At 37.9% G+C, this 13,328-nt stretch carries 8 protein-coding genes; all 8 read right to left on the bottom strand.

All coding sequences use genetic code 11. The features are described 5' to 3' along the window. Positions 1-30 precede the first annotated feature (30 nt). The gene (locus ACE3RB_RS11535; protein WP_374464348.1) at positions 31-1,623 is read right to left on the bottom strand and encodes a SulP family inorganic anion transporter; all 1,593 of its coding nucleotides are present in this window, start codon (positions 1,621-1,623) and stop codon (positions 31-33) included. Between the two features lie 144 nt (positions 1,624-1,767). Continuing rightward, complete coding sequence (locus ACE3RB_RS11530) at positions 1,768-2,067, bottom strand: hypothetical protein (RefSeq protein WP_374464347.1); 300 nt, start codon at positions 2,065-2,067, stop codon at positions 1,768-1,770. A gap of 22 nt (positions 2,068-2,089) precedes the next feature. Continuing rightward, entirely contained in the window at positions 2,090-2,758 is a 669-nt protein-coding gene (locus ACE3RB_RS11525) for a carbonic anhydrase (RefSeq protein WP_374464346.1), read from the bottom strand. 315 nt (positions 2,759-3,073) lie between these two features. Next, on the bottom strand, positions 3,074-4,564 hold the full coding sequence (locus tag ACE3RB_RS11520; protein ID WP_374464345.1) for a phosphoethanolamine transferase: 1,491 nt from the start codon (positions 4,562-4,564) through the stop codon (positions 3,074-3,076). 587 nt (positions 4,565-5,151) lie between these two features. Further along, complete coding sequence (locus tag ACE3RB_RS11515; protein ID WP_374464344.1) at positions 5,152-10,191, bottom strand: T9SS type A sorting domain-containing protein; 5,040 nt, start codon at positions 10,189-10,191, stop codon at positions 5,152-5,154. 405 nt (positions 10,192-10,596) lie between these two features. Continuing rightward, on the bottom strand, positions 10,597-11,151 hold the full coding sequence (locus ACE3RB_RS11510) for a serine O-acetyltransferase (RefSeq protein WP_374464343.1): 555 nt from the start codon (positions 11,149-11,151) through the stop codon (positions 10,597-10,599). 11 nt (positions 11,152-11,162) lie between these two features. Then, entirely contained in the window at positions 11,163-12,308 is a 1,146-nt protein-coding gene (locus ACE3RB_RS11505) for a glycosyltransferase (protein ID WP_374464342.1), read from the bottom strand. A 7-nt stretch (positions 12,309-12,315) separates the two neighbouring features. Continuing rightward, positions 12,316-13,296, bottom strand: a complete 981-nt coding sequence (locus tag ACE3RB_RS11500; RefSeq protein WP_374464341.1) for a glycosyltransferase family 2 protein — start codon at positions 13,294-13,296, stop codon at positions 12,316-12,318. Positions 13,297-13,328 lie beyond the last annotated feature (32 nt).

The raw sequence follows: 13,328 nt of genomic DNA, 5'->3' as shown, positions 1-13,328 counted from the left end.
TAAAGTTAAAAAATTAATTAATTATTGAGATTACATGGCTCTTTTGTGAGTAACCAGGATATGGGAATCCTCACTTCTCTCGTAATCCCTGTATGAAGTTTTAAAGCCTATCAGTTCTACATTGATGTCCTGTTCCTTTGCACGGATATTGGCAAAGTCCTGAATCATTTCCAGTACATCTGTTGCAATGTAGGAAGTGTTTCTTGCGTCAATGATCACCGTAGAGTTGGGTTTTATGTTTTTAAGTGTTTTTTTGATGGCTGCCTTATTTAAAAACGATACTTCTTCAGCCAGTTTGATATTGATTCCATCTGCATCATCCAGCCTTTCTCTGCTTAAATAATAGGCTCTTTTCATATTTCCCTGAAGAATATAGAAAATGGAGATCGCGAGACCAATTCCCACACCTTTTAAAAGATCTGTTGCCACTACCGCTACCACCGTTGCCACAAACGGAATAAACTGGAATTTTCCCAAATGCCAGAAGTGTTTGAATGTTGCCGGCTTTGCCAGTTTATATCCTACCAGAATTAACACCGCAGCCAATGTTGCTAACGGAATTAAATTTAAAACAACAGGAATAGACAGTACACAGATCAATAAGAAGACACCATGAATAATTGTGGACATCTTAGAAGTAGCTCCGGCATTGGCATTCGCTGAACTCCTTACAACAACAGAAGTCATTGGAAGTCCGCCAATGAGTGCACTTACAAGGTTCCCGATTCCCTGTGCCTTAAGTTCAAGATTGGTATCCGTAATCCTTCTTTGTCTGTCCAGACGATCTGAAGCTTCAATACAAAGTAAAGTTTCAATAGAAGCTACAATGGCAATCGTTGCCCCTACAATCCATACTTTAGGATTGGTAAAGCCGTTAAGGTCAGGAGTTGTAATCAGGTTCTTAAAATCATCAAAAGACTGTGGCACCGGTAAAGAAACCAAATGCTGGGTTTCAATAGCCAGCGAGCTTCCGGACATCTTAAACAGCAGATTCAAAAGGATGCTTACAATGACGGCAACCAATGCTCCCGGAAGCATTTTCATCCTTTTCAGTACGTGGATTTTATCCCATGCGATAAGGATCGCTACAGAAATTAAAGTAATAACAACCGCACCCGGATGGATCGCTCCAAACAATTCTGTGAAATATCCGAAATTCAGGCCGTTATCAAAGATGGATTCATGCCCTTCGTAGTCTTTATCAAAACCTAATGCATGCGGAATCTGCTTTAAAATAATAATAATTCCGATGGCTGCCAGCATTCCCTCAATGACATTATTCGGGAAATAGTTGGAAATACTTCCGGCTCTTACAAACCCTAAAACCAATTGAATAAGTCCTGCAATAATCCCTGCACAAAGGAAAAGTTCAAATGCGCCAAGATCTGTTATTGCTGTTAAAACGATAGCTGTCAGACCTGCCGCAGGACCTGATACTGAAATATTTGAATTACTGATTGTTCCTACTACCAGGCCGCCTATGATACCGGAAATAATACCGGATAAAGGTGGGGCGCCTGATGCTAAAGCAATTCCTAAACACAACGGAAGAGCTACTAAAAATACCACGAGTCCTGAAGGAAAATTCTCCTTGATTCCTCCTATTAATGATGTCTTTTTCATAATGTGAAGCTGTAAGGTATAACCGGCTTATCTGCTTTAAATAAGCCAATTATAAAAGTTGAAAAAATAATTTTTTAAAGTACGTGTGTATCCGATATCAAAAAATGATATGGAAATGGTATCAAAAAAATCTAACTATAGGAGTTACGCTTCCGGAGGGGGAGAAAATATAGTAAGTAAAGGTGAAAGATGAAAGGAATCATCAATCAAAACAAAAGACACGCCCTGAACATCAGGTTCGGAAAACTTCAGATAATCGAAAACATCTAAAGGTTTCGGAATAGTCTTTTCGTAAACAATAAATGAGGGTGGGTGAGAATGCGGTTCTTCTTCGTTGATTATCACATTCGTTCTTGCAATATCCCAGCCCGCAACCGCAGCAATGCCTGGCAGCGCCGTAAAATTCAGAAAAAACGTTAATACAATAATACTCCAGAATTTCATTTTACATTCTTTTTTAGAAAAACTATTTAGTCTTTCTGCTCATTACCCAATCAGAACTTGTAAGATTGTAGATCTTTTGGATGTCTTTCAAGATTTTCTCAAAATCAATCTCCAGATCAATGATTTTACCTGTTCTGAGGTCAAAAACCCAGCTATGAACAATAGGATACTCTTCTAAAATGTATCTTTCCTGCACACAGGCCATTTTGATCACGTTAATGCACTGCTCCTGAACGTTAAGTTCTACAAGCCTGTCATAACGCTTGCCTTCGTCCTCAATAGCATCCAGTTCTGCCTGATGCAGTCTGTATACATCACGGATGGTTCTCAGCCAGGGATTCAGTAACCCCAGATCCTGAGGAGTCATTGCTGCTTTTACACCGCCGCAGTTGTAGTGTCCGCAAACAATAATGTGTTTTACTTTCAGATGTTCTACAGCATATTGAATAACGGCCGTGGAACTCATATCTAAAGTGTTGACCACATTGGCAATGTTTCTGTAAACAAATACCTCACCTGGTTTTGCTCCCATCAGCTCTTCTGCAGTGGCTCTGCTGTCCGAACATCCAATGTACAGATAATCCGGATGCTGAGTTTTTGCAAGTTCATGAAAGAAGTCAGGATCCCCAGCTAATTTGGACTCTACCCATTTTTTGTTGTTTTCGAAAATAACTTCGTACGATTGTGCCATAATTTAAATTTTAAGGTTTATAATTATTTATTTCGTTTAAATTATTTTCAAAATCAATAGACCAAATCAATAATCGTACAAAAATATAATTTTTGTTAAAGAATCAACCACTTTTAACAAAGTTTAATATTAAAATATGCTTAAAATCATATTCAATATCGGATATGTTTTTGCTTTACAACTATTAATGTCTATAAGTTTAATCCAAACGTTTAAAAACAGTATAAAATTACAAAGTATAAATCAAAATCTGAGGCATGTGAATTAAAATATTCTTAATTTTTCAATAAACAATCTTAGCAGTCCCGGGAATGATTATTCCGGAAGCTTGTTATATTCCATACTGCTCATATTGAGGTCCAGGTATTTATTTTCCTCATTTTTATAATGCTGAGGTGGCTCAAGACCCATATATTTCATGATCAGAGGATAGATATAAGTGGTTTGGGTCAGTTTGGTTTCATGCCCGGTTATTCTGTAGTTGGCAGGCACCTTATCTCCAAACCATACAAAAAACGGCACCTGGGTAGATTCTTTAGAGTCTATGTGCAATAATTTGTCTCCCTTTATTTTGAGACCATGATCTGAAGCATAGATAACTACAGAATTGGTGTTTTTCAAAGTGCGGAAAATATTATTGAAGACATAATCCGTGTATTTGATGGAGCTGTCATAGCAGTTCAGATCCCCGGAATTCCAGTTAGCAGGAAGCCTGTTGCATGGATTGGGATGGCTGCCCATAATGTGAAGAATTATAAATTTATCCTGTTTCTTCTGAATAACGTTCTTCAATTCGGGGACAATTACTTCATCATAGCCGTTTACCCATTTTTTATTTTTAGCCATGGAAGCGATGGCTGTAATTCCTCTTGCACTTGCCTGTGTACTGAGCCAGAAAGAATTGTATCCGCTTTGGTTGGCCAGATTGATGATGTTGTAGGAAAGCTTCTCATAATGATATCTGAATTCATCCGGATGAATGCTGGATAGCATCATGGGAACACTCAGGTTGGTGATTCCTGCCGGAGAAACGGCATGGTCAAAAATCATCATATTTTCGGCCTGCTGATCTGTATAAGGTGTTGTTTTTTTGTCGTAGCCATATAAGGACATGTTTTGCTTCCTTTCAGATTCACCGATGATAAGAATTACGTTTTCTATTCCAGGCTGTATTTTTTTGACGTCGAATTTTGGAACATTTTTGAGAGCATTGATATCTTTCTGGATATCTAATGCAATACCGAAATCCGTTAAATGATAGTACACATTTTTGATCATTCTTCCTCCTCCTTTATTACTTACATATCTGTGTTTGAGATAAAAAGCAAACGGCATAAGCAACCACAATAAAGCGATGATAAAAAATTTGATATCAAATTTAATTACACTTTTTTTCAGATAATTTACAGAATACAGCAGTAATCCAAAAAAAATAAAAAACAGGATACCCGGAAGGATAAACATATAAGACATGCTCATGGCTTCATTTACATTAGATTCCAGGATGCTTATTGCCATTCCTACATTGAAGCCTGAGTGGTAAATAAAAAAGCAGGATACTGATATCAGGAAATTAATGCTTAATAATAAACATAGAATAACGGCGATAACTGAGGTGTATTTGTTTTTAAAAAGAAATGCATTGAATACGAGGAAAGAACAGAACATAATTCCGTATTCGAAAATATTCCGGATACTTTCCAGCTTTTCTGCACCAAATAAATTATCAAATATATAAGTGAAGGAAAGTAAAAAACCTGTGAGATAGATCAGGATGAGAAGAATCGGAACTATTTTTTTTAACATGTTTGTATTTGTTTTTCTATGCTTTAAGATTAATTTTTATATCATCTTCCTTAGATATTTCCCGAAAGTGTTATGCTGGATATCAGAATTATCTATTGTATGAAAAAGAATTTCAGATAATACTTCTTAAGTGTACAGATACCTCAACAACTCAAAAGAAACTTTTGAAGATAAATTGTTACGGTTGTTTGTGCAACGGAGTGCTGTCCGTTTATAGAGTTGATTGCATAGGTAAGGAATGGGAAAATTTGGGCTGTATTTTTTTCATCAAAAATTATCTTTTTTAAATTAATAATAAGTCTGGGTTGTGTTTTTTAATATTAAGCTATTTCTTTCAGAACAAGTTGTATTGTAAGATTGGTGCCATCCACTGATAAAATATAGTAACCTTGTAATCTAACAATACATTTTTCAAAATTACACGAAATTACCGATAAATGCAAGTGAAATTTTACTCTAACTGTTGGTGTTACTATACTTTACGGCTGATATAATCCCATGTTGACGTTTTCCATTTAAATATCAGAATAGTTTTTAAACAAAAAACGATCCCAACCGGGATCGTTTAATTATAAAGTGAGAGATAATTATTCCTTAATGATTTTCACGAATGCTTCTGCATTGCTGATCCTCACTAAATAAGCTCCGGATACCAGAGAAGATACGTCGGTCTGCTTATTCTCAAACTTTCCTTCTTTTATCAGTTGTCCGGAAAGGCTGTAGATCTGGAAATAATACTCTTTGTCATCAGCATTGATGTATAATATATTCTTAACCGGGTTTGGGAAAAGAATCAGTTTGCTGTTGTCTTTCTGCATCTTTTCAATATCCTTTTTGGCAAAGGTATTGACCGCTTTCTGCATTGCGTTTTTAGGGACGGGAATTGCTGAAGGATCATATCTTGGGATTTCATTTCCTTCGGCGTCATATTGGATCTTGGCACAACGGCAAGACATTGCAGCCTGTGGGTTGAAATCATAGGTCGGCGTAAAGTAAAAGATAACATTCAATGGAGAAGAAGTGGTAGTTTGGCCACCTTCAGAATTGAAATACATTCCCACTGCCTTACCTGATCCGTTTCCTAAAGCGGCAGACGTCCAAATCCCCGATTTATAGAAGCTTGCATTGGCTGCATCAATGATACCATCCATATTATTACCTCCGGCAAAACCTCTGATTCCATTGTTTGCAAAATTACCGATGTTATAACCGGGCTTATTGAAGACGAATCCATATCTGATGTTCGTTTTTGCGCCGGTAGACCGGGCATATCCTCCTATATAATTTCCTTTATTGACATTATAGTTTTCAAAGTGAACCCTGTTATTTGGAGCGTAGCTGGGTACTCCTGATAATGTGCTTGAAATAGTAGGATCTATTCCGTAGAAGTTTTTATAGCTTCCGTTGGACTGAAGAATGCTAAACTTGGCATTATAGAACCATGGAGAGTTCCCTTTGGCATAACTTAAGTAGCCATCAAAGATGTTTACACCGTCCACCGCAGTTCCCTGTAGATCCGGGATTCTCCAGCCGGCAGGACATGGGTCATATGGAGATTTTGTTCCGGCATGGCTCCATCTTTCAGTAAATAATCCGTTCTCATCAGAAATCCAGTCGAACTTAGCTGCATCGTTCTGATACAGAAATACAAACGGGTTATTAACAGAGTACTTTAGAACTTTTTTTATTTTTAAAGCTGTATTGTCCGTAGGCAATACATTAGCATTTGAACTGTTGGAGTAAGTACTGTAAGGTTTTGTATAATTACTCATATAGCTGGTATTGGTAATATCCGCTGCACCATACTGGATGACTCCGCCTACAAGGTTGCTTTGCCTGTAAACATTATAGGTGTTGAAAGGTCTGGATAATTTTCCGGAAACCCAAACCTGAGGGTAATTATAGAAGCCTCCGGGATTGTAAAATACAGGGATCGGATCTTTTCTTCCCCATTGGAAATGCAGGCCGCCACTGTTCTTGATCTGATCTACCCGTAAACTGTTTACAGAAGTTGGGTTAGAGGCCTGGTATCCCAGTGGTGAAGTTTCTGTATCAGCAGAACCTTCCACATGTTCGTTGATAAATGGCATCTGTGCCCCGAGGTCCCTATCCATTAATATTGTTTTTAATGGAACTCCATAATAACTGTTTGTTGGGTTTACGAACTGCTCATTCGCTGTTTTTATACCGTCATTTGCTATAGATTCTGTGGTGAATTCGGGGCTTTCCTGTATTGCTGTGCCGGGAACCCAGATATGCCAGCTCCAAAGAACCGGATCAGGATTTCCGCTACTTATCCATCCGGTATTTCCTAAATGAAAAGCTACCACTGCGTTACCTGTACGCCCCTGGTTGAGAATTATCCTTAATTTGGAATTTTCCATAGTGTCTCCAATGATTTCCATGTTGGCAATCAGGTTCTTATCAGTTGTCCATTGTACAGAAGCAGATTTGATGTTTCCTGCTGGCATTTCATTGTTTTCGGATAAATAGAGGTTATGCATTGCATATGCTTTTCTCAAAGGAATATCGATAACCATGTCTTTATCTGCTGCAGGTACATCTAACGTGGTGTTGGTATATTCAATATAACTGTTGGGATCTTTTGTCCATTCCTTAAGTGTTTCCGATGAATATTGTACCGGGGATGCAGCAACATATTCTGTTTCGAATGCTGCAGACATATAAGCATTGTTAGGATCTTTTATACAGCGTACTGCCCTTGTTTCATAGGTATTTCCCTCAAGAATACGGTTATAAGCTATATTATGCCATCCTACACTTGAGTGGTTGGGAACATTTCCTGCATCTGATATAAGGAAAAGTCCTCTTGCTCCTGTTACGGGAGTTTCCCCCGGGCTGATGGAAGAGAAGAATGTGGAGGCATGCAGTGCTCCATCACTATGCTGATCCTGGAAGCCTATGAATGGCTGTTTGTATAGCTTGTTGGCATCCCTTAATCCATCAATCTGGGCACTCGTACGGTTGGCTAACGTCATTGGCTGAGGGTAGTACTCATAGTTTCCTGTAATGGGTAACATTCCTAAATTTCGGTCAGCAACATTGCTTAAGTCAAAGCCATAACCAGGATAAACTTTTATTCCAGGATATTGTGGACTTAAGGTATTAGGTGAGATATCCACATTACTCATGCTTCCTGCCTTACCCCATGGGCTGGTTTTCGGTTCTGCATCTACGGATGAGTAGAAAGAAGGAACTCTCCATCCGCATGGGCATGGGTCAAAAGAAGATTTCATTGCATACTGCTTGCTTTCTTTGGCAACGGTTGCGTCAGAAGTATTCATATTTACCCATTTTCCGCCACGGGTATCTCCCCACAAATCCCAGGTTTCATTGTCATAATGGTTGTTGGTGTTGAATACCTTATACTTATTTTTTGAAAACCATGTGGTTTGCTCTTTTCTTTCCCAGTCGTTAGCACCAGGACCCTGAATCAGGTAGTTTTCTCCGTTATCAACAGGTGTTTCCCCTATTTTGTACACATAAACCGGTGGAATAATTAAGTTGATAGGGTTATTGATGGAATATCTTATGTTTCCATTAGGAGAATCAAAGCCTGTATTGTCAGCCGGTGCATACAGGTTTCCTCTGTATTTTGAAGGAACGGAACCTTTCATTATCCCAACTTCTCCTCTGATGGTATATATCGAAAGATCTTTATAATTGGAAGGGAACGGGTCTTTTCTTCCCCATTGATATTGCAATCCTCCTGATTTGTGGAAATCATGACCTACAAGATTGGCATTGGTAGCTCCAAGGTTTCTGTCCATCCATTTCCAGTCTGTTACCGGATTATTGTTTTTATCAGCCTCAAATCCCTGGTGATAAGTGCTTCCATTGGTTGGGTCATCCGTAACCCAAACATGCCAGGTCCAGTATATTTTATCATCAATACGATAAGAAACCACAGCGTTTCCTTCTTTCAATTTATTGACAAGTACTTTAATCTTGGCATTTTCTCCGGTTCCTTCAAGGGCAACTGATTTTATCAGTCCTACTTCATCTTCCCAGTATAATCCGGCTTTGGCAACTCCTGCATCCGGAATCCTGGTATAGTTGTTCTGTTCATCCTTCATGAGGTCGCCTCCTTTTGCCCACATTTCATATGCTTTTTTAACAGGAATATAAAGGCCATCCACATTATTACCGTTTTTATCTTTTCCTGTAAAAATGTAGCTGTTGGGGGCTTTGGTCCAGTCTATGACATTATTGTCCGGAAGAGCTCCTGAGTTTACTGCAAAACATGCATTCACACATTCTCCAACATTATAAGGAATATTGAAGATTCCTACATAGTTGATGAATTTTGATATTTCCGATTCAATATCCTGTAGTGAACGTATGGGGTCATAGAAATTGGTAACACTATTCCGGAGGGCACCCATGCCATATAAGGTCATTTCCGGTGTATTAGAAATAATCAGGTCTTCAGAACCCGGCCCTCTACGCGCATTGCCCTGATCGTTGGTGTAACCGAAATGAGGAGCGCCATAATTACTGTGGGCCGTAAGATTGGTAATGTTAATGTAGGATCCGTTACTTTTGTATACCCGGAATCCTGTAATATAGCTGGATACAATCACGATAGGCTCCTGATCGGTCATGAAGTCAGATAGTTTTTCATGGATGGTATTGTACATGTTAAAGTATCTGCTTTCCAGGCTGTTTGGATTCTTAAAGTTGTGGTAACCCGGTCCGTTGGGTTCTCCCGGCCATTGGCTGAATTTCATCATCAATCCGTTGATGGAGAATTTCCCTGCAAACATATATACAGGATCATCATAGCTGTACAAATAAGGGATCGGATGTCCCGGCATCTCATGGTAAATAAACTCCGGAGTGGCACCCAATGTATCACTTATGGCTCCTGTATTCACCATCTTTACGGATTTACTCCCATTGGTATCGGTAAGGAGATCTGAAGGATTCTTTGGCGAAAATACAACATCATCCTTCTTATTGTTCATGATGATATTGCTAAGTTTGTTCCACGCATGGGCTGAGGTTACCCTGTCTTTGATCCCAGTAACTTTTCCTGTATTATCAAGGATCAGTGTTCCTTCTTTTTTGGGGGTCAAAAGGATGGTGTATTCATTTTCGTCAAGGTCACAGCTGGTGGGGCTATAATCTCCTTGTTTGTAATGGCTTACGGATTTGTTCCATACTACGCTGTTGAAGTTGCTGAGATTCGAATTGGAGTTCAATTCAATCTTCAGGTTGTAGGTTGCTGTAGTGGCTTCAGGCAGTTCAAAAACAGCTTTAAGGTTTTCATTGTACTGATTGTAGGAATACAGAATTTTGCACCAGGCGGTTATCCAGCTGCCTTGTGGGGTCTGGTACCTGATCTCCATGCGGACATCATCGCTGGTGAAAGGCTTTGTGAATTTTCCTTCAATAACAACCAGTCCTTTCTGGTTGACATTCTGCTGAATGGTGAAACCTGGATCCAGATCATAGATATAAGGCGGCGTATAACGGCTCACCCCTGGAGGCTTTTCTTTTCCATAACTGTACTCTGCCGGAACGGAAGAGAGCCTGGAAAAAGCCTGGCTGGGTACTATACAGAATAGTACGGCAATAGCTTTGAGCATAGACTTTTTTTTCATGGTGTTTAGAATTTATTAAACGTTGTGTCTTTTTTAGAGTTGTAAAATATTCAGATTCACAATAAAAGACCAGCTTGCTTTCTTCACTTATTGTGAATAAAAAAGCAAAGTCCGTAAACATGAGTGTTTACAGTTGTTCTGATTTTAGATGTTATTGTTTTGTTTCTGAAGTGTAAAAGGATGGGCAGCCGTAGTTTTTCAACTACCCGATTGAATTTGAGTGTTTTTTTTCATAGTTATGTGTTTTTAATTTTTTTAAAATGAATTATAGTATGACTGTTTTCATTTTTTTGTAAAAATAGAAAAAAATAATAAATTTCAAATAGTATAGCAGAATTTTATGATTGGCTCTGTTTTATAGTGCGTTATGCCGGAGTTTTCGAAAATCTTCAGATGTTGGCAGGTTTATATCTTATTGTTGATATAGCCTTGTGTTGCTTTTGAATTTGGGAAAATTTTTCCGGGGTTTCCCATAACTATAGAATCCTGTGGCACATCGAAATTAACATAAGAATTAGGAACAACAAGTACATTATTGCCAATAGTAATGCCTCCTACAATTACAGCATTGGTGCCTATCCATACTTCATCACCAATAACGGGAGAACCCTCATTTTTTCCGCGGTTTTGCTGGCCGATGGTAACTCCATGGGCAATATTGCAGTTTTTTCCGATAATCGTTTTCGGGTTAATGACAAGGCTTCCAAAATGGCCTAAATAAAAACCTTCACCAATCTGGGTTTCAGGATAGATCTGAAATCCGTATTTGATCTGATAATGTCTTAGTACTATCCTCCAGAAAATATTCAGAACGGGTTTCTTCTGATATTTCTGTGCCTTTCTCAAAATATAAATAAAATGGAGATTGGGATTGATACATTTTTTCCAGATCTGAAATGTTGAAAGCCATTTTCCGCTTTCCCGGTAAAAGTCTTTTTGAATGATAGAATAATCAGCCATTGTCAATATTTTTATGCTTCGTCAATTATTTTCTGAAGATGTTCTACGGATTTTTCCAAAACAAAGGGAAGATCTGTTTCAGAGATCCGTTTCCGGTATTCTTCAGTGGCATTTTTATCAGTAAGGAACTTTTTCATTCCTTCGTATATTCCTTCTTCGGAATTCGGAGTGATATTTCCCAGTTTTCCGTCCTGCAGAAGGTCCCTGATTCCGGAAATGTCTGTTGCCGAAATAGGTTTGTTAAGAATAAGGGCCTCAGCAATAATTGTAGGAAACCCTTCATGTCGCGAAGACATAATATAAAAATCCGCCTTTTTCATGTAAGGGTAAGGATTGCTGCTGAAACCAAGCATTTTTGCAGTATCCTGAAGCCTTAACGTATTAAGTAGCTCCTGGATAGCATTAAAGTCATAGCCGTCACCGATGATCAGCAGCTGGTGCTTTAATCCTTCATCAATCAGTTTTTTATGAACATTCAACAACCTGTCATACCCTTTCTGAGGATATACAGTTCCTACGGTCACAAAAGTGGGAAGATCATCACTGAAAGGATAGTCGTTGATTTCAATATCTGCTTTTCTTAAAGTATCATTTTTGTCTATCGGATTGAAAATCTTAATCACATTCTGTTTCTCCTGGTCATTTTGTGCAACCTTCAGCATTTCCTCTTTCAGTTTCTCGGAAATTACCAGTATCCTGTCAAATTTAAAAAGCTCTCTTATAACATCCGGTGTATATTCTTTCAGATTAAAAATATCATTCTGAATCCAGATTATTTTTTTTGAATCTTTTTGCGGGCTGGAAAGCAGCTCTTTGTACATTCCATGGATGGCCGCTATCTCTACGTCATATTTTTTATTTTTCAAAACAAACCTGTAAAGAAGTGACGGAAACCATAAAAACATTTTCTGGTACAGTACTCTGAATGCCTTTACCGGTATTTCATGAGGCTTGTTAGTGGTAATCATTTCTCCTTTAAGCAAATAATGCAGATTAACCCATGACGGGATTTCCTTGATATACATTCCTGTATACAGGTTGATGAGCAGGTCTATTTCATATTTGTCCTCAGGAAGATTTTTAAGAAAATTAACAAGGACTTTTTCTGCACCACCATGGCGAAGGGAACCAATACGTATAAGAATTTTTTTTTTCAAAGGAGAATTATTTATTTAGAGTTCTTTTAAGTTTCAAAAGCAGCTTAAATTGTCTGGTTTTAAGAAGTAAAAATAAAGCTTTTCTGTAAAACCCTGTATATATGAAATGACTGATGTTTATTGATGATGCTATGCAGCCCAAATTTTTATATGCTTCTTTTCTGTTTAAGTTTTTACCGATAATGCCCTGGTCGATGCCGGATTCAATAATATCCCAGTCTACCTGATAAACATATTTTTTTAGTTTTTTGCCGGATTGCTGCCGGTGTAAGGAAATAAAATCTTTTATGGCAGTATGCAATTTGAATAAAGATTCAAAGGAATGCTTTGACCTGCTCAGTGAGCTTTCAGTAAACTCATAATGATACAGGGAGGCATCAATGATCTTTATGGCATTAATGTGTTTCATATATTCCAGAAAGAACATCAGATCTTCACCATAACTTACTTCTTTGTTAAAAGTAATCTTATTTTCTGTGATGATTTCCCTTTCAAAAAATTTTGCAACGGGCCCTCCGAAATATAACAGATTATTTCTCACCAGTAATTCTGTAAAATCTGCCTGTATTTGATACGTTTTATAATGAAGATCCCTGGCTTTACCCCGTATTATGTTCTGAAGAAGTAAAGTATCCGATGATGTATAATGGTCAACGAAAACCTGGAGATAATTTTTTTCAACCCAGTCATCAGAATCTATAAAACAGATTATTTTTCCTTTTGCATGAGAAATACCCATATTCCTTGTATCACTTACTCCGCTGTTCTTAATTTTATCAATGACTGTAACTCTTTGATCTTTTCCGGCAAATGAGTTCATGATTTCTAAAGAACGATCTGCAGAACCATCATTTATTAACAGCAGTTCAAAATTTTTATAATTCTGCTCTAATATAGAATGAATACATTGAGACAGACTATTTGCAGAATTGTAAACCGGAATAATGACAGATATAAGCATATCCTGTTCTAAAGTATCTTTTCCCATTGCAGTAGTATTTTTTCTTTACTCCATTTTTC

This window comes from Chryseobacterium sp., assembly GCF_041914225.1.
Classification (GTDB): Bacteria; Bacteroidota; Bacteroidia; order Flavobacteriales; family Weeksellaceae; genus Chryseobacterium.
This window is presented reverse-complemented; position numbering and strand designations above follow the sequence as displayed.